Source organism: Enterobacter sp. CPE_E863 (genome assembly GCF_046521465.1).
Classification (GTDB): domain Bacteria; phylum Pseudomonadota; class Gammaproteobacteria; order Enterobacterales; family Enterobacteriaceae; genus Enterobacter; species Enterobacter adelaidei.
Window position 1 is genome coordinate 1,597,596 of the sequence record NZ_JBKFZX010000001.1, and the last position, 17,580, is coordinate 1,615,175.

Here is a 17,580-nt window from a genome sequence, read left to right on the forward strand (position 1 = left end):
CTAGCGGGTTTTTTTATACCCTCGGTCGACATGAATTTAACAATTCGTGCTCTTAAAGCGTTGATCAATCTGGCTCTCAGGTGTACTGTATAAATACACAGTACTTGTCGCAGGGGGTTATCATGGGTTTTCCATCACCAGCAGCAGACTACGCAGAACAGATGCTCACTATCACCAGCCTTTGCGGGTATGACGGCAACTGCCGAACCATCGAAACATCAGCCGGGTACGCGATCATAAGCGTCGCCAGAAAGCCGGAAGTGGGAGACACAGTCCTGGTTTCGTTCTGTGGCAGTCTGGACTTCGCAAAAGTCCAGGGGAAAGCGCTGATCACTCAGGATGGAGAGGCTATCGAGGGCGATGCGCTGGACGATACAACCGTAATGGGCGTGGTAACTCACCTCCTGAATCGTGTGACCGATACCGATAATCGGCCTGTGATTTAAAAGGCTGGATCTGATTCATGAGTCTTGAAAGCAGATCGGTTAGACAGGTCAATTACAGTTAATTGATCTTTCTAACCTATTAGAAATCTGGTTAGCGGAAACCTTAATGAAATCAGTTCACAGGGAGAAAAGGACCGCCCCCGCAAGGGGAAATCCATTTTTAGGGATGTGCCCATGAAATTGAACGAATTTGCAGCCGGTCTCACCAAAGACGGAATACTTGTTTTATGTCTTAATGATGGTGAAATAACAGATTACTTGGTGACCAGAAAGGCATTGCGCACACTGATTCGCCAGGAAGAGGGTGGGCTTTCAGCCCAGATTCTGGACGAAGAAGATCGGATAATAAACTTAAACTCTTTGCCAGAAGCACTTAAGGTTCTCAAGCCGTAAGTGTTGATTTATAATAATCAAGCGGGCTGAACACCCACTGATTACTGCGCCAACCTTAGGAATCAAAATGGCGCAGAGCATTACTCTAAACAACTCTCACCGCCCGTCTATGTGCGGTGTTCCTGCTTATGCTGGTGGTCCAGCATGAAGAAAGCAGATAGCCTCCATCTTTCACGTGTGGCCGCACTGGGCTGCATTGTGTGCAGAAATCTGCAGTTGGGCGAAACGCCTGCTGAAATTCACCATATCCGAACCGGGCAGGGCACAAGTCTACGTGCTGACCATCGGAAATCAATTCCCCTTTGTCATACCCACCATCGCAACGGCGGTTATGGTGTGGCCATTCATGCTGGCCGTAAGCAATGGGAGAAAAACTTCGGTACCGAGTTGCAGCTGCTGGAGCAGGTCCAGTTAGAGCTGGGAGTGTTCTATGCCTAAATACATCATCACTCCTGTCGGTAAACCCCGCATGACTCGCCGCGATAAATGGAAACAGCGCCCGCCAGTGATGCGCTATCGCATGTTTTGCGATGAAGCCCGCCTGCATGGAATCCGGGTGCCGGAGAGCGGTGCCCATATCACCTTCGTTTTGCCGATGCCGCCGAGCTGGAGCAAGAAAAAGCGCGAAGCTATGGACGGCCAGCCCCATCAGCAAAAGCCCGATCTGGACAACTTAAAAAAATCTCTGTTGGACGCCTTGTTTGAGGATGATTCCCATATCTGGGGCACCCGGACATCAAAAATATGGGGCGAAACCGGAATGATAATTATCGAAGACATTGGAGAGAAAAATGCGTGACATGTACGAGGTAATGGACCGCTGGGGTGCCTGGGCTGCAGCTGATAGCAGTGGAGTCGACTGGCAACCCATAGCTGCTGGTTTTAAAGGATTACTGCCGCACGGTAAAAAGTCACGCCTGCAATGTGATGACGATGAAGGGATAATGATTGATAGTTGTGTCGCGCGTCTTAAGAAGTATAAGCCTGACGAATACGAGTTAATAATCGTTCACTTTGTAGCCGGAATTTCTTTAAGAGCAATCGCCAAGAAAAGGAAATGCTCAGACGGAACAGTAAGAAAAGACCTCCACACGGCCGGTAATGACTCCAACTTACTGATAGTGTTTTATGTTCAGATAATGCCCGATGACTTTGTCATGCAGCTCCACCGATTTTGAGAACGACAGTGACTTCCTGCCCAGCCTTGCCAGATGCTGCCTCAGATTCAGGTTATGCCGCTCAATGCGCTGCGTATATCGCTTGCTGATAACGTGCAGTTCTCCCTTCAGGCGTGATTCATACAGCGGCCAGCCATCCGTCATCCATACCACGACCTCAAAGGCCGACAGCAGGCCCAGAAGACGCTCCAGCGTGGCCAACGTGCGTTCACCGAATACGTGCGCCACAACCGTCCTCCGTATCCTGTCATACGCGTAAAACAACCAGCGCTGGCGTGATTTAGCGCCGACGTAACCCCACTGTTCGTCCATTTCCGCGCAAACAATGACGTCACTGCCCGGTTGTATGCGTGAGTTTACCGACTGCGGCCTGAGTTTTTAAGTGTCGTAAAATCGTGTTGAGGCCAACGCCCATAATGCGTGCACTGGCGCGACATCCGACGCCATTCATGGCCATATCAATGATTTTCTGATGCGTACCGGGTTGAGAAGCGGTGTAAGTGAACTGTAGCTGCCATGTTTTACGGCAGTGAGAGCAGAGATAGCGCTGATGTCCGGCAGTACTTTTACCGTTACGCACCACGCCTTCAGTAGCTGAACAGGAGGGACAGCTGATAGAAACAGAAGCCACTGGAGCACCTCAAAAACACCATCATACACTAAATCAGTAAGTTGGCACCATTTGACCTGCTCCCCGTTGATTAGTACACCCCGATGTTAGTAATGTTCATAAGCCACATGAGGACATCCCCATGAAGAAGCGTTTTTCCGACGAACAGATCATCAGTATTCTCCGCGAAGCCGAAGCTGGGGTACCCGCCCGTGAACTCTGCCGCAAGCATGCCATTTCCGATGCCACGTTTTACACCTGGCGTAAGAAGTATGGCGGTATGGCGGTGCCTGAAGTTAAGCGCCTGAAGTCGCTTGAGGAAGAGAACGCCAGACTCAAGAAGCTGCTTGCCGAAGCCATGCTGGATAAAGAGGCGCTTCAGGTGGCTCTTGGGCGAAAGTACTGACGACAGACCAGAAGCGGGAAGCCGTGATGTTGATGTGTGATGCGACCGGTCTGTCGCAACGTCGTGCCTGCAGGCTTACAGGTTTATCCCTGTCGACCTGCCGCTATGAGGCTCACCGTCCGGCTGCTGATGCGCATTTATCAGGGCGCATCACTGAGCTGGCACTGGAGCGCAGGCGTTTTGGCTACCGTCGTATTTGGCAGTTGCTGCGCCGTGAAGGGCTTCATGTTAATCATAAGCGCGTGTACCGGCTTTATCACCTCAGTGGCCTGGGCGTAAAACGCAGAAGACGTCGTAAAGGGCTGGCAACAGAACGTCTGCCGCTGCTCCGTCCGGCGGCGCCCAATCTGACCTGGTCGATGGATTTCGTCATGGACGCACTTTCCACCGGTCGCAGGATCAAGTGTCTTACCTGCGTCGATGATTTCACAAAGGAATGCCTGACGGTCACTGTTGCCTTTGGGATTTCAGGCGTTCAGGTCACGCGTATTCTGGACAGCATTGCACTGTTTCGAGGCTATCCGGCGACGATAAGAACTGACCAGGGGCCGGAGTTCACTTGCCGTGCACTGGATCAATGGGCCTTTGAGCATGGTGTTGAGTTGCGCTTAATCCAGCCGGGCAAGCCAACGCAGAACGGATTTATTGAGAGCTTTAACGGACGATTTCGCGATGAATGTTTGAATGAGCACTGGTTCAGCGATATCGTTCATGCCAGGAAAATTATTAATGACTGGCGGCAGGATTATAACGAATGCCGCCCGCACTCCACGCTGAATTATCAGACACCGTCTGAATTTGCAGCGGGCTGGAGAAAGGGTCATTCTGAGAATGAAGATTCCGACGTTACTAACTGAGTGTTGTATCTAATCGTGGGGGCAGGTCACATTACCCACACGGCCTTGGGGTTTATTAATGGAGTATTGTCCTTAGTTGAACAAGCATAAATTACTTCTTCTTCAACGGGCGGAGGACTTGTAAAGCCTCCGCTGCTCTATCTACGATTTCATCGTTAGGAATGTCAGGGAGACTGAACCTATCCCTTTCATTTTTAAGTTTGTTTAAGAGATAGTAAAGACTCAACATGCTGTAAAGCATAGATTCTTCTTTGGCGCGGCATTTTATATTATCAGTTTTCCAGCTGTCACAGACGTAATTATATTTTTCTTTTATTTGATTCATTAGTAGTAAACAATTTTTCAAAGCTATTCTTGTATCCCTGTTGAAATGAGAGTAAACATCATTAATGTTTTTTTCCAAAAGGATAGGGTTGAATCTTTTACCGAGAGAGATATGCTGAAAATTGTTCGGTTTCATCATTCTAGTATAAATGCTTTCACTTGTTACTTTGATCGACCTTTCCAGAATAGAAAGCTCATCTTCAAGTTCAAGAAGAACATTTTTCTTAAGTGTTTTTATTCTTGCTTTTTCTTTTCTCCCTTCAATATGACCTGTAAAAAAAATGCCAAGAATGAACGTCAGAAATGGGAAGATGTCTTTGAAGCTCATCGCTAATCCAGGGAAATTGGTTTGCTACCATCATAAGAAAAAACTAACGCGTACGCAAAAACTATCGTAAGCTGTTAAGAGTAGTCTCTTCGAAATCTGCTTAAGCACCTCTTGCAACTCCAAAAAAGCGATCTTTATCAAAGATATATCCACAGTGCTTTGCTATTGCTGTCCTTCAGTTAACGCAAGGAGAAGCTGTATGGGTATTTGTGCTGTCTGTGAATGTTCTTTAAACGATTCACAAGATGCTGTGCATAATGGTGTTGACTATAAGTCTTGCCCAAAGTGCTCGGCAGATGCAGGTGTGCATGTGTTTTATAAAACTGAAGACTTTGGGTTCAGGGATATGGGCGATGGTAGGCACATTGTTCAGTCGTGGTGTCCTTCTTGCCGATCTGGGGAAAACCCATCTATCCCTGAAGCGTTCAGATGTAAGTGACTAAAATAATTTTCACAAGGCTGCCAGTAGGCGGCCTTTTTGTTTCCCATAGTTCTGATAGGTCTCGCGACAGGCAATCATTGACTGTGGGAATGAATGAGACGTATTTTATTTGCGTGGTGAATCCTTTCTAAGCGAAAGGGCGTTCCAGTCAACTGCTATCTGCAGGTATGCGCGCGGCTTTGCTGACTGGGGTAGAGTCACCGGGAGGCACCCGGCACCATGACTACAATAATACAAGCTTCAAATTCCTTGAGAGCCTGCCATAAAAAGCAGGCCTTTTTTTATGGTTTTGCAAACTGCTGCTACTCTTTGAGTTGTGGGAAGTAACTGAATGCCCTGTGGTTCTCCTGGACCGATAGTGAATCAGCCGATACAGCTTCACTCCTGAGCATAGGCCTTACTCACACCTACCTTACAAATAGTCAACTCATTAGCCCGCCTTCAAAAGCGGGCTTTTTTTATTCTCACGACAGCACCCGCATAGAGCGAGGTGAGAGCATGTATCGAATGGACAAAATAACTACTGGCATTTCCTACGGCGCATCGGGAGGTAGTGCCATTTACTGGTTTAGAAGACTTCTTGATGGTTACTCCCCTGAGCAGTGGGCGGCTATAGGTGTGATCGGTAGTTTACTGTTCGGCTTGCTCACCTTTCTCACCAACCTCTATTTCCAAATCAAAGCAGACCGTCGAAGAGCTGCGCGAGGTGAATGATGTCTAATAAATCAAAACTCAGCGCAGTAGTGCTGGCACTAATCGCATCAGGTGCATCTGCTCCACTCATTTTTGACCAGTTCATCAGCGAGAAAGAAGGCAATGCGCTGGTGGCCGTTGTTGATCCGGGTGGGGTCTGGTCTTTATGTCACGGCGTGACCGTTATCGATGGCAGGCGTGTTGTTAAGGGCATGACGGCCACTGAGGAACAATGCCGGAAGCTTAACGCTATTGAACGCGATAAGGCATTAACCTGGGTTGATCGCAATATCAAAGTGCCTCTGACAGAGCCGCAGAAGGTAGGTATAGCATCCTTCTGCCCGTACAACATTGGCCCGGGTAAATGTTTCCCTTCGACCTTCTATAAGCGAATCAACGAAGGTGACCGTAAAGGAGCATGCGAAGCGATCCGCTGGTGGATTAAAGACGGTGGACGTGATTGCCGCCTGACCAAAGGCCAGAAAAATGGCTGCTATGGACAGGTTGAGCGGCGTGAACAGGAAAGCTCGCTGGCGTGCTGGGGGCTGGACCAATGAAAATTAATCCGGGTCTTATCTGCGTTGTTGTTATTGCTGGCCTTTCGGTCGCTCTCGCTAAGAGTTGCTCAAACGCCAGTAGCCTTCAGAGCGATAATGACGTTCTGCGAAGTGACAACGCTTTGCAGGGGCAGGTGATTGCCATACAGGCGTTCAATTTCAATCGATTCAATCAGGTTGCAGAACAAGCCAACAGGCTTAACTCCCTGATCGACATCAGCACCGAAGAAACCGTAATCGAATACCGGGAGATTCTCCGCCGTGAAAAAACCTGTGATCTGCCTGTTCCTGCTGACATTGCTGGCGGGTTGCTCGAATACGCGCACCGTTTACGTGCCAGCGCCTTGCACACCGATACCAGCAGACCTGACGCAGCCGATGATCGTGCCGTTGCCACCAGCTCAATGACATATTGCCAGGCAGTGCTCTGGATAAAACCACTATTGGCCTTGATTGAGAAGGGCAACAATAACCTGGCTGGCATAAGGCAAATCGAGTTGGAAAGAAAGCACTAGGGATGGCTCGTCCTTGAGCACACGGGTATTCCTGAACGACGGCTTTACCTGACATAGCAAAGCACTATTAAATTGTAGAAAAGACTCAATATTTAACAAGCGAAGCGCAGCATTGTAAAAAAAAAGCCCCCGCATGGAGGGCTACCAGAGTCTCAGTTTCACTTGCTCTTTTTATAGATGCTTCCCTAGAATGGCAAACTCCACATCAGAGTCTTGAATAGCCTGGCACTTAACTTAGGATCAACAAGCGTAAGCGGAAACGATTGAGAACTTTCTTAGGCCCGCAATGCTATGTGTGCATCACGTAAAGCCGACTGCAGGCATTAGAATGACAGAACAAAAGAAGCAAGCTCTTCATGGGAGAAGCCACTGAGCGATACAGGTTAAACGAACATCCAATTTGAAAATATTGAACAGCAGAAGTTTAAAGTTAGAACGGTATAAAAATGTTGTGGGTAAACGCTATAATTGGTGTATAACCCAATAAAAGAGTGTAATTCGAATGTTCATCTTTAATGAAAACCTCAATGATGTTTTTTTTCTCAGCCTTTTATCGGCTATCGTTTTTTTGAGCTCGATGCTGATTTTATATGGGCTTCAAATGAGAAGGTTAACGATCTTGTGTGCTTTTCTATTGATGATCTCAAGTGTTGCTGCTGTAATGCATTTTTGAATCGTTAACCCCTGTTACAAGGATGGGAAAAGTGTTGTCAGTGGTAAAAGGTTCGACCTTAGCAACTTTTTTTGTTGGTCTGTCGCCTGTTCTCTGCCTTATATTATTTGCTGAGTCGGTTTACATGTTTAATTTGGGGTATAAGACCCTGGCTATAACATTGATGATTTTATCTGTTGTTTTGGTTGTGTCATATTTGATATTGACAAACGCTTTATCTGTTAATTTGATGTAGGGCAATTATAAACTCCAAAAAATGTATGTTTAATTAATATTCCAAATATGCCTCGCCAAAGTTGGGCTTTAGTATTTTTATCGAACGAGCAACGTGCTGAAGCCTAGCGGGTTGATATGAAGGTAGCATCGAAGCCCGAACATGAGATTGCCCTAAGCTTTCCGGGTCCTTTTCGGCTATCTGACATGTTACGGGGCGGCGACCTCGCAGGTTCTCGCTATTTATGAAAATTTTCAGGATTTTGCCTTTTCCGTTCTTCTTCTTGCTAAGTATCTGTCTTTGCTGGGTATAACCCACCACAAGAAAGGAAGTGTTAAAGCCTGGTAGTAGTCATTTTACCCGGCATGGTTTCCTTACCCTGTGTTTCGCCTGGAGTTCGTCATGGAGGTCAATAAAAAACGCCTTTCCGAGATTTTTGGTGTCAGCATCCGCACGATCCAGAACTGGCAGGATCAGGGAATGCCAGTTGCGCGCGGTGGTGGAAAAGGTAATGAAGTGCTTTATGACTCTGCCGCCGTAATCGAATGGTATTCCGCCCGTGACGCAGCGATAGAAAACGAAAAGCTGCGCAAAGAGGTTGAACAGCTGAGAGTTGATTCAGAATCAGACCTTGTGCCTGGCACGATTGATTATGAGCGCCATAGGCTTACCCGAGCCCAGGCTGATGCTCAGGAACTAAAAAATGCAAAAGAGTCCGCTGAGGTGGTGGAGACCGCATTCTGCACGTTCGTGCTGTCGCGGATAGCCGGAGAAATTGCCAGTATCCTTGATGGAATACCTCTGTCGGTTCAGCGGCGCTTTCCGGAACTGGAAAATCGACATATTGATTTCCTCAAGAAGGACATCATAAAAGCCATGAACAAAGCAGCTGCGCTGGATGAAATGATACCGGGGTTGCTGAGTGAATATATCGAACAGTCAGGTTAAGGGGCTACAGCACTCCGCGCGCTCGGGGCTCCGTTCGTTGTACCGACCAGAACCGCAAACGGCGGTTGAGTGGGCAGACGAAAATTATTACCTTCCAAAAGAGTCTGCTTATCAGGAAGGGCGCTGGGAAACGCTGCCGTTTCAGCGTGCGATAATGAATGCGATGGGTAATGACTATATCCGCGAGGTAAATGTCGTTAAGTCTGCCCGAGTAGGCTATTCAAAAATGCTGCTCGGCGTGTATGCGTATTTCATCCAGCATAAACAACGTAACTCGCTTATCTGGTTACCTACCGACGGTGATGCAGAAAACTTCATGAAATCCCATGTCGAACCGACAATCCGGGACATCCCCTCACTGCTGGCGCTGGCGCCCTGGTACGGTAAAAAGCACCGGGACAACACGTTGAGTATGAAACGTTTCTCGAATGGGCGAGGTTTCTGGTGCCTCGGTGGTAAAGCTGCAAAAAACTACCGTGAAAAATCTGTTGATGTGGCGGGTTATGACGAGCTGGCGGCATTTGACGATGATATCGAGAAAGAGGGCTCTCCAACGTTCCTGGGGATAAACGTATTGAAGGGTCGGTCTGGCCTAAATCGATACGAGGATCCACACCCAAAATTAAAGGGACATGCCAGATTGAACGTGCCGCCAAGGAGTCAGAGCATTTCTTGCGCTTCTATGTTCCCTGCCCACATTGTAGGGAGGAGCAGTTCCTTAAATTCGGCGATAAAGAGACGCCATTCGGGTTCAAATGGGCGCCGGGCGATCCTGCCAGCGTTATATATCTGTGTGAACACAATGCCTGCGTAATTAAACAGCAGGAGCTCGATTTTTCGCAGGCGCGGTACATATGTGATGAAACCGGGATCTGGACGCGAGACGGACTTTGCTGGTTTTCATCATCGGGTGCCGAAATTGATCCGCCTGACAGCGTAACCTTTCATATCTGGACGGCCTATAGCCCCTTCACAACCTGGGTGCAAATCGTCAAGGACTGGATCAAGACCAAAGGGGACACGGGAAAGCGTAAGACGTTCGTCAACACAACGCTTGGTGAAACGTGGGAGCCTAAAATTGGTGAGCGTCCTGATGCTGAGGTGATGGCCGAACGTATTGAGCACTTCGGTGCCAGGGTGCCGGAGCGCGTGGCCTATCTTACTGCCGGTATTGACTCACAGCTTGACCGTTACGAAATGCGTGTCTGGGGCTGGGGGCCTGGTGAGGAAAGCTGGCTTATCGACAAAATTATCATTATGGGGCGACATGATGATGAATCCACGCTTCTGAGGTTGGATGAGGCGATCAACAAAACCTATCCGAGGCCTAACGGTGTTGAGATGCTTATTTCCCGCATCTGCTGGGATATCGGTGGCATAGACCCAACGATTGTTTATAACCGCTCGAAAAAGCATGGTCTGTTTCGTGTCATCCCCGTTAAAGGCGCATCTGTCTACGGTAAGCCCGTGGCGAATATGCCTCGTAAGCGTAACAAGAACGGCGTTTATCTCACTGAGGTAGGAACAGACACCGCGAAAGAGCAAATTTATAACCGTTTCACGCTGGTGGCAGAAGGCGACGAACCGCTGGCGGGAGCGGTTCACTTCCCTAATAACCCTGAAATATATGATTTAGCTGAGGCTCAGCAGCTTACGGCTGAAGAGCAGGTTGAGAAGTGGGTAGACGGGAAGAAAAAAATCGTCTGGGACAGTAAAAACGACGAAATGAGGCGCTTGACTGTTTTGTCTATGCACTTGCAGCTCTGCGGATAAGTATCTCCCGCTGGCAGCTGGATCTGGATTCTCTTCTGGCCAGCTTACGGGAAGAAGACACTGGCCGTAAAAATAATAAATCTCTGGCGGATTATGCCAGGGCATTAGCGGGAGATGAATAATGGCAACACAGGCTGAACTGGATGCCGCGCGCGCAGCGTTACATGATCTGATGATGGGAAAACGGGTTGCGACGGTACAGAAAGACGGTCGAAGGGTGGAATTTACGGCGACGTCAGTCAGCGATCTGAAAAAGTACATCGCCGATCTAGAGTCACAGGTCGGTACCACTTCACGACGCCGCGGGCCGGCAAGGTTCTACGCATGAAAATTCCTTCTTTAGTTGGTCCCGACGGGAAAACCTCCCTGAGGGAATATGCAGGCTATCACGCCGGTGGCGGCGGATTCGGTGGGCAGCTAAATGCCTGGAATCCCCAGAGTGAAAGTGCCGACGCCGCACTTCTGCCGAACTTCGCCCGGGGGAATGCCCGTGCTGATGATCTGGTCCGTAACAATGGTTATGCGGCAAACGCCGTTCAGCTTCACCAGGATCACATCGTCGGGTCTTTTTCAGACTGAGTTACTGCCCGAGCTGGCGTTATCTCGGCATTAAAGAAGAGGAAAGCCGGGCATTTGCCAGGGAGGTGGAGGCCGCCTGGTATGAATATGCGGAGGATGACTTTTGCGGGATTGATGCCGAGCGCAAGCGTACCTTTACGATGATGATCCGTGAAGGCGTTGCGACGCACGCATTTAACGGTGAACTGTGCGTCCAGCCCACCTGGGACAGTGATTCATCGCGACTTTTTCGCACGCAATTTAAAATGGTTAGTCCAAAACGCGTGAGTAATCCCGGTAATACAGGTGACACGCGTAACTGTCGCGCGGGTGTCAAAATCAGTGATAGCGGCGCAGCGCTGGGGTACTACGTCAGTGAAGACAGCTACCCTGGCTGGATGTCGCAAAAATGGACCTATATACCACGGGAACTGCCGGGCGGAAGGCCATCATTCATCCATATTTTTGAACCGCTTGAGGATGGACAGACCCGCGGCGCAAAACGTGTTTTACAGCGTGATGGAGCAGATGAAAATGCTCGACACCCTGCAAAATACTCAGCTCCAGAGCGCAATTATAAAAGCTATGTATGCGGCGACAATCGAGAGCGAGCTTGATACCGATACGGCGATGGACTTTATCCTCGGCGCGGATAGTAAGCAGCAAAATAAGCTGACGGGCTGGCTTGGCGAAATGGCAGCATACTACGCTGCAGCGCCGGTTCGCCTCGGTGGCGCGAAAGTGCCTCATCTTATGCCGGGCGATTCCCTGAACCTTCAGTCAGCACAGGATACCGATAACGGTTATTCCACCTTTGAACAATCACTCCTGCGCTATATTTCGGCCGGTCTTGGTGTTTCGTATGAGCAGCTTTCCCGTAACTACTCTCAGATGAGCTATTCGACGGCGCGCGCCAGCGCCAATGAATCCTGGGCGTTCTTTATGGGGCGTCGCAAGTTTGTCGCGGCCCGGCAAGCCTGCCAGATGTTCGTCTGCTGGCTCGAAGAGGCGATTGCGCGCCGGGTTGTCACGCTCCCGTCCAAAGCCAGGTTTAGCTTCCAGGAGGCGAGAACTGCCTGGGGTAACGCCAACTGGATTGGCTCGGGGCGCATGGCTATTGATGGGCTGAAGGAGGTGCAGGAGGCCGTGATGCTGATTGAGGCTGGTCTCAGCACATATGAGAAGGAGTGTGCCAAACGCGGAGATGACTATCAGGAAATATTTTCTCAGCAGGTACGTGAAACTATGGAGCGCCGGAGCGCGGGACTTAAACCTCCGGCATGGGCGGCAGCTGCATTTGAATCCGGGCTGAAAAAATCAAATGAGGAGGTAAAAGATGACGCCAGAGCTGCGTAATCTCCCGCATATTGCCAGCATGGCCTTCAATGAGCCGCTGATGCTTGAACCCGCCTACGCGCGGGTTTTCTTTGCGCGCTGGCAGGCCAGCTGGGTATCACCCGACTGACTGATTCCGCTTCTGGCGTCTCGCTCGGCGCTGAACAAATTGCAGAGCCGCTGGCGCTGTTTGGCGATGACGAGGAAATGGGGCCCCGGCCAGCGCGGAGCTATCAGGTAACAAACGGGATCGCGGTGCTGCCCGTTTCCGGGACGCTGGTCAGCAAAACCCGGTCACTGCAGCCTTATTCCGGTATGACGGGCTATAACGGGGTCATTGCCCGACTGCAGCAGGCAATGAGTGATCCCGGCGTAGACGGTATTCTGCTGGATATGGACACGCCGGGCGGGATGGTGTCCGGGGCTTTCGATTGTGCCGACATTATTGCCCGGATGCGGGATATCAAGCCCGTTTGGGCGCTGGCAAATGATATGAACTGCAGCGCAGGGCAGCTGATTGCCAGTTCTGCATCGCGACGGCTTGTCACGCAAACGGCCAGAACCGGCTCCATCGGCGTCATGATGGCGCACAGTAATTATGGCGCTGCGCTGAAAACTAACGGCGTTGAGGTCACGCTGATTTACAGCGGCGATCATAAAGTCGACGGAAATCCCTACGAAAAACTACCAAAGGACGTTCGCGCTGATTTTCAGACGCGTATCGATGCCACTCGTCAGATGTTTGCCGAAAAGGTTTCCGCTTATACCGGAATGTCAGTGCAGGCCGTACTGGACACCGAAGCGGCCGTCTTCTACGGCCAGGAGTCCGTGGATAACGGTCTGGCGGATGAACTTGTTAACAATACCGACGCGCTCAGCGTGATGCGTGAAGCACTCGACAGACGCAAAAAAACAACCACTGGAGGAACTATGCCATCACCTTCTGCATCTGCAGCGACCAATCAGCCAGCTGGCCAGGCAGCAACACAGACGACTGCACCGGCTGAGCAGGTCACCACCGTTGACACAACAACTGCTGCCTTAACGGACCCGGCAGACCTCAGCGCTCAGGTATCGGCAGCCGTAGCTGCCGAGAATGGTCGCATCATGGGTATTCTGAACTGCGAAGAGGCAAAAGGTCGCGAATCACAGGCCCGTGCGCTGGCCGAAACGCCGGGCATGACGGTCGAGAATGCACAGCGCATTCTGGCCGCGGCGCCGCAAAGCGCCCAGGCGCGTACCGATACGGCGCTGGATCGCCTGATGGAAACCGCGCCAGGCGCTCTTTCAGCAGGGAATGCCTCTGCTGAAGCCGGCGACGATTTATTAAACACCCCCGTTTAAGAGGCTAACATGGCAATCACCGAAGTATTTACTCATACCCAGCCGCTCGGTAACAGCGATCCGGCACACACCGCGTATGCACCGGGCGAACTGACAGCATCCACCCCGGCAATGACCCCGCTCATGCTTGATGTTACGTCCGGCAAGCTAACCGTCTGGGACGGCGAGCATGCAGGTGCAGCAACCGGCATTCTGGCGGTTACCGCTGACCAGAGCAGTGCTGAACTGGCATTTTATAAATCCGGTTCTTTCCGCATCGAAGATGTGCTCTGGCCCTCTGCCGTTACCGACGAAAATATCAAGCGTAACGCGTTCGCCGGTACTGCGATCAGCATCGTTTAATCACCCTCAACTTTCATAAAAGCCGCTTATGCGGCTTTTTTTACGGGAAAAATCTATGTCAGTTTACACAACAGCCCAGCTTCTGGCGGTCAATGAGAAGAAATTCAAGTTCGATCCGCTCTTCCTGCGTATCTTCTTTCGCGAAACTTATCCCTTCAGTACAGAAAAAGTCTACCTGTCGCAAATTCCGGGCATGGTCAATATGGCGCTGTACGTATCGCCGATTGTCTCCGGGAAAGTGATTCGTTCCCGTGGCGGCAGCACGTCGGAATTTACGCCGGGGTATGTGAAGCCAAAACACGAAGTGAATCCGCTGATGACCCTCCGCCGCCTGCCTGATGAAGATCCACAGAATCTGGCCGACCCTGCCTATCGCCGCCGACGCATCATTCTTCAGAACATGAAAGATGAAGAGCTTGCAATTGCGCAGGTAGAAGAAAAGCAGGCCGTTGCTGCAGTCCTCAGTGGTAAATACACCATGACCGGGGAAGCGTTTGAGCCGGTTGAAGTTGATATGGGACGCAGTGCCGGTAACAACATCACCCAGGCGGGTGCAGCTGCCTGGTCTTCTCGCGACAAAAAAACGTACGACCCGACCGATGATATTGAAGCGTACGCGCTTAACGCCAGCGGTGTGGTCAACATTATCGTCTTCGATCCAAAGGGCTGGGCGCTGTTCCGCTCCTTTGACGCGGTGAAGGAAAAGCTGGATACGCGTCGCGGTTCAAGCTCTGAGCTCGAAACCGCCGTAAAAGACCTGGGAATGGCCGTCTCATATAAGGGGATGTATGGCGACGTTGCCATCGTTGTGTACTCCGGTCAGTACATCGAGGATGATGTCAAAAAAAACTACCTGCCGGATCTGACAATGGTGCTGGGAAATACCCAGGCGCGCGGTCTGCGTACCTATGGCTGCATTCTGGATGCAGATGCACAGCGCGAAGGCATTAATGCTTCAACGCGCTATCCGAAAAACTGGGTGCAAACGGGCGACCCGGCTCGCGAGTTCACCATGATTCAGTCAGCTCCGCTGATGCTGCTGCCAGATCCGGACGCGTTCGTTTCAGTCAAGCTGGCATAACTTTCCCCAGTGGCCCTGTTGGGCCACATTTCTGGAGTATTTCCCATGACAGAAAAAGAAACCCTTATCGCCCGACTGAAAGAGCTGGGCGTAAAGCTTGATCGTGAGGTCAACGTCACAGGCACCATCCAGGAGCTTACGTTACGTATTTCTGAGCTCGAAGAGGAACTCGACGAAGACGGCGCCGAGGTGTCCGTTGCCAGCACTACTGCTGGCAGCACCTCGGGCCAGCCCGGCCCAGAGAACACCTCTGGCTCTATTACCGAGAATCCTGCGTCAAATGAACCCGGCGAACTGGTGGCGGTTGAGACACTGGTGACCTTGCACATTGATGCACTTCACGCCACACGCAACGAGTCCCTCTCTATTGTTGAGCCTGGTGTCGTTATTCGCGTGACCGACGCGGAGGCTACCGAACTGATTTCTCAGGGGCTGGCCCGGGAAGTCTGACAGGGGGCTTAATGGCTGATTTCGATAATCTTTTTGATGAAGCGATGGCGCGCGCGGATACCACTATACGTGGAGTGATGGGAACAGAGGCAAGGATAACCTCTGGATCTTTATCCGGCGTCACGCTCCGCGGGGTCTTTGACGATCCAGAGAACATCGGTTTCGCAGAAGCGGGGATCAGAATTGACGGAACCAGGCCGACGTTTTTTGTGAACTCATCGGATGTAAGCGGGCTGGAACGTCTGGACACGCTGAAGGTAAACGGGCGTGAATTTTGGGTTGATCGCGTGGGCCCGGATGATTGCGGTTCCTGCCATGTATGGCTGGGTAGTGGATCACCTCCCGGCGGATCGCGGCGTCGTTAAGGAGCATTCATGTCGATAAAAGGTCTTGAGCAGGCGATTGCTAACCTGGATAGCCTGGACAGAAATATGGTTCCCAATGCCAGCGCATGGGCTGTGAACCGGGTTGCTGCTAATGGCGTCTCGGTTGCCGTCCGAAGAGTGGCGAAAGAAACGGTAGCCGGTGATAACCGCGTTTCGGGGATACCTGTAAAGCTGGTCAGACAAAGGGTGAGAATCAACAAAGCCTCGGCGTCAGGGCACTCAGCGGCCCGAATTAAGGTTAACCGGGGCAACCTTCCCGCCATCAAACTCGGTGCCGCGCAGGTCAGGGCTACGAACCGAAAAGGCCCGCTGGTTCGAAAAAGTAGCGTGCTGAGAATTGGCCGTTATGTTTTTCGCGACGCCTTTATCCAGCGCCTGGCGAACGGCCGCTGGCACGTCATGAAGCGCATTGCAGGAAAAAGTCGTTATCCCATCGACGTGGTCAAAATCCCATTGTCCGCGCCCCTCACTACTGCTTTCGAAGCAGAGAAGAAACGCATGCTTGAAGAGGAAATGCCAAAACAACTTGGCTATGCCCTCAGGCAACAACTGAGGTTGCATCTGACACGATGAAACACACTCTCATTCGCCAGAAAATTATTGATGTGCTTGAAGAGGCCATCGGGATCGACGTCATGTTTTTTGACGGGCGTCCGGCTGTCATTGAGGAGGAGGATTTTCCTGCCGTCGCGGTTTATCTGACCGATGCGGAGTATACCGGCGAAGAACTTGATGCCGATATATGGGCGGCAACGTTACATATCGAGGTCTTCCTGTCATCGCAGGTACCAGATTCCGAACTGGATGAATGGATGGAAAGCCATATCTATCCGGCCCTCGCTGATGTTCCCGGCCTCGATTCACTGTTAACGCTCATGGTTCCACAAGGCTTCGATTACCAGCGCGATGATGCGATGGGGCTGTGGACCTCCGCCGATATGAAATATTCAATCACTTACGAAATGTGAGGAAAACATGCCAACACCAAATCCACTTGCTCCTGTAAAAGGCGCCGGTACCACCCTCTGGCTTTACACCGGAACGGGCAACGCTTTCGCTAACCCACTCTCTGATATCGACTGGAATCGCCTGGCGAAAATCAAAGAACTTACGCCGGGCGAAATGACCGCCGAATCGTATGACGACACTTACCTCGACGACGAGGATGCCGACTGGAACGCGACGGCCCAGGGGGCAAAATCTGCTGGCGATACCTCGTTCACCCTCGCCTGGAAGCCGGGCGAAGAAGGGCAAAAAGACCTGGTCGCATGGTTTATTGATGGCTCAGTACGCTATTACAAAATTAAATACCCGAACGGTACCGTCGACGTTTTCCGCGGCTGGTGCAGCAGTCTGGGTAAAGCCATTCCGGCAAAAGAGGTCATTACCCGTACAGCGAAAATCACCAATACCGGCAAGCCGGAGCTGGCTGAAGAAAGCGGGACCCCGAATATCCCCGTGACCGGCGTTACGCTCGATAAAGCCACGGCAAGCGTGGTCGTTGGCGCAACCACAACGCTCAATGTGACGGTTAACCCTGCCAGTGCCTCAGATACCTCGTTCCGCGTGGCAACCTCCGACGGGGCAAAAGCAACGGTCACCGTTAGCGGCAACGCGATCACCGTCACCGGCGTGGCGGCAGGTACCGCTGACGTTATTGTTATGACCAGCGATGGTAATTTCGTAGCGGTCTGCAAAGTCACCGTAACTGCAGCGTAAGGAAGGAC

The 17,580-nt window shown here is 51.1% G+C and carries 20 protein-coding genes and 3 pseudogenes; 21 read left to right on the top strand and 2 right to left on the bottom strand.

Features of this window, described 5'->3' with window-relative positions; translation table 11 throughout:
* Window positions 1-122: 122 nt before the first annotated feature.
* The 5 genes from ACLHV8_RS07790 (at window position 123) to ACLHV8_RS07810 (ending at window position 2,017) form a co-directional block, all read left to right on the top strand.
* A complete protein-coding gene (locus ACLHV8_RS07790; RefSeq protein ID WP_208594604.1) occupies window positions 123-446 on the top strand; it encodes a hypothetical protein in 324 nt (107 codons plus the stop codon).
* A 174-nt stretch (window positions 447-620) separates the two neighbouring features.
* Complete coding sequence (locus ACLHV8_RS07795; RefSeq protein ID WP_208594603.1) at window positions 621-839, top strand: hypothetical protein; 219 nt, start codon at window positions 621-623, stop codon at window positions 837-839.
* Window positions 840-983: 144 nt separating this feature from the next.
* Window positions 984-1,277, top strand: a complete 294-nt coding sequence (locus ACLHV8_RS07800) for a Ref family recombination enhancement nuclease (protein WP_058648169.1) — start codon at window positions 984-986, stop codon at window positions 1,275-1,277.
* On the top strand, window positions 1,270-1,638 hold the full coding sequence (locus tag ACLHV8_RS07805; protein WP_208594602.1) for a RusA family crossover junction endodeoxyribonuclease: 369 nt from the start codon (window positions 1,270-1,272) through the stop codon (window positions 1,636-1,638). The genes ACLHV8_RS07800 and ACLHV8_RS07805 overlap by 8 nt, the downstream gene beginning before the upstream one ends.
* Window positions 1,631-2,017 (top strand): antiterminator Q family protein, encoded by a 387-nt coding sequence (locus ACLHV8_RS07810; RefSeq protein WP_208594601.1) that lies wholly within the window; start codon window positions 1,631-1,633, stop codon window positions 2,015-2,017. Before ACLHV8_RS07805 ends, ACLHV8_RS07810 begins: the two co-directional genes overlap by 8 nt.
* On the opposite strand, the gene ACLHV8_RS07815 is transcribed toward ACLHV8_RS07810, so the two are convergent.
* Window positions 1,952-2,648, bottom strand: a protein-coding gene (locus ACLHV8_RS07815) for an IS1 family transposase (protein WP_174491968.1) whose coding sequence is annotated in 2 segments (ribosomal slippage) — window positions 1,952-2,396 and window positions 2,395-2,648 — 699 coding nt in all. Because the reading frame shifts where the segments join, the coding sequence is not laid out codon by codon here. The two genes, ACLHV8_RS07810 and ACLHV8_RS07815, sit on opposite strands and share 66 nt — an antisense overlap.
* 121 nt (window positions 2,649-2,769) lie before the next feature.
* Here ACLHV8_RS07815 and ACLHV8_RS07820 point away from each other — a divergent pair.
* Window positions 2,770-3,890 (top strand): IS3-like element ISSen4 family transposase gene (locus tag ACLHV8_RS07820; RefSeq protein ID WP_121528277.1). Its coding sequence is split into 2 segments (ribosomal slippage): window positions 2,770-3,028 and window positions 3,028-3,890, totalling 1,122 coding nucleotides; the frame shifts between segments, so codons are not numbered across the junction.
* Window positions 3,891-3,981: 91 nt separating this feature from the next.
* Here ACLHV8_RS07820 and ACLHV8_RS07825 read toward each other — a convergent pair.
* Window positions 3,982-4,542: a hypothetical protein gene (locus tag ACLHV8_RS07825; RefSeq protein WP_410376841.1), complete on the bottom strand. Its 561-nt coding sequence runs from the start codon at window positions 4,540-4,542 to the stop codon at window positions 3,982-3,984.
* Window positions 4,543-5,482: 940 nt separating this feature from the next.
* On the opposite strand from ACLHV8_RS07825, the gene ACLHV8_RS07830 reads away from it, so the two are divergent.
* From ACLHV8_RS07830 to ACLHV8_RS07900, 15 genes and pseudogenes are all read left to right on the top strand, one after another.
* On the top strand, window positions 5,483-5,698 hold the full coding sequence (locus ACLHV8_RS07830; RefSeq protein ID WP_023292747.1) for a class II holin family protein: 216 nt from the start codon (window positions 5,483-5,485) through the stop codon (window positions 5,696-5,698).
* Window positions 5,698-6,234 (top strand): lysozyme, encoded by a 537-nt coding sequence (locus tag ACLHV8_RS07835; protein WP_208595338.1) that lies wholly within the window; start codon window positions 5,698-5,700, stop codon window positions 6,232-6,234. Before ACLHV8_RS07830 ends, ACLHV8_RS07835 begins: the two co-directional genes overlap by 1 nt.
* Entirely contained in the window at window positions 6,231-6,749 is a 519-nt protein-coding gene (locus ACLHV8_RS07840) for a hypothetical protein (protein WP_208595337.1), read from the top strand. Before ACLHV8_RS07835 ends, ACLHV8_RS07840 begins: the two co-directional genes overlap by 4 nt.
* Before the next feature lie 1,289 nt (window positions 6,750-8,038).
* Window positions 8,039-8,584, top strand: coding sequence for a terminase small subunit (locus ACLHV8_RS07845; protein ID WP_023292740.1), 546 nt, complete (start codon window positions 8,039-8,041; stop codon window positions 8,582-8,584).
* A pseudogene (locus tag ACLHV8_RS07850) lies at window positions 8,559-10,479 on the top strand (phage terminase large subunit family protein). Before ACLHV8_RS07845 ends, ACLHV8_RS07850 begins: the two are co-directional and overlap by 26 nt.
* Window positions 10,479-10,685, top strand: coding sequence for a phage head-tail joining protein (locus ACLHV8_RS07855; protein ID WP_023292738.1), 207 nt, complete (start codon window positions 10,479-10,481; stop codon window positions 10,683-10,685). The pseudogene ACLHV8_RS07850 and the gene ACLHV8_RS07855 overlap by 1 nt, the downstream one beginning before the upstream one ends.
* Window positions 10,682-12,271, top strand: a pseudogene (locus tag ACLHV8_RS07860) (phage portal protein). The gene ACLHV8_RS07855 and the pseudogene ACLHV8_RS07860 overlap by 4 nt, the downstream one beginning before the upstream one ends.
* Window positions 12,252-13,594, top strand: a pseudogene (locus ACLHV8_RS07865) (S49 family peptidase). Before ACLHV8_RS07860 ends, ACLHV8_RS07865 begins: the two co-directional pseudogenes overlap by 20 nt.
* 9 nt (window positions 13,595-13,603) lie before the next feature.
* Entirely contained in the window at window positions 13,604-13,936 is a 333-nt protein-coding gene (locus ACLHV8_RS07870; protein ID WP_032667273.1) for a head decoration protein, read from the top strand.
* Window positions 13,937-13,991: 55 nt separating this feature from the next.
* A complete protein-coding gene (locus tag ACLHV8_RS07875) occupies window positions 13,992-15,017 on the top strand; it encodes a major capsid protein (RefSeq protein WP_023292734.1) in 1,026 nt (341 codons plus the stop codon).
* 45 nt (window positions 15,018-15,062) lie between these two features.
* Complete coding sequence (gene gpFI, locus ACLHV8_RS07880; RefSeq protein ID WP_410376845.1) at window positions 15,063-15,467, top strand: DNA-packaging protein FI; 405 nt, start codon at window positions 15,063-15,065, stop codon at window positions 15,465-15,467.
* Window positions 15,468-15,478: 11 nt separating this feature from the next.
* A complete protein-coding gene (locus ACLHV8_RS07885) occupies window positions 15,479-15,832 on the top strand; it encodes a head-tail joining protein (RefSeq protein WP_257247430.1) in 354 nt (117 codons plus the stop codon).
* Between the two features lie 9 nt (window positions 15,833-15,841).
* Window positions 15,842-16,426 carry a phage tail protein gene (locus ACLHV8_RS07890; protein WP_023292731.1) on the top strand — a complete coding sequence of 195 codons (585 nt, stop codon included), beginning with the start codon at window positions 15,842-15,844 and terminating at the stop codon, window positions 16,424-16,426.
* Window positions 16,423-16,821 (top strand): phage minor tail U family protein, encoded by a 399-nt coding sequence (locus ACLHV8_RS07895; RefSeq protein WP_410376846.1) that lies wholly within the window; start codon window positions 16,423-16,425, stop codon window positions 16,819-16,821. Before ACLHV8_RS07890 ends, ACLHV8_RS07895 begins: the two co-directional genes overlap by 4 nt.
* Before the next feature lie 7 nt (window positions 16,822-16,828).
* Entirely contained in the window at window positions 16,829-17,572 is a 744-nt protein-coding gene (locus tag ACLHV8_RS07900; protein ID WP_023292730.1) for a phage tail protein, read from the top strand.
* Window positions 17,573-17,580 lie beyond the last annotated feature (8 nt).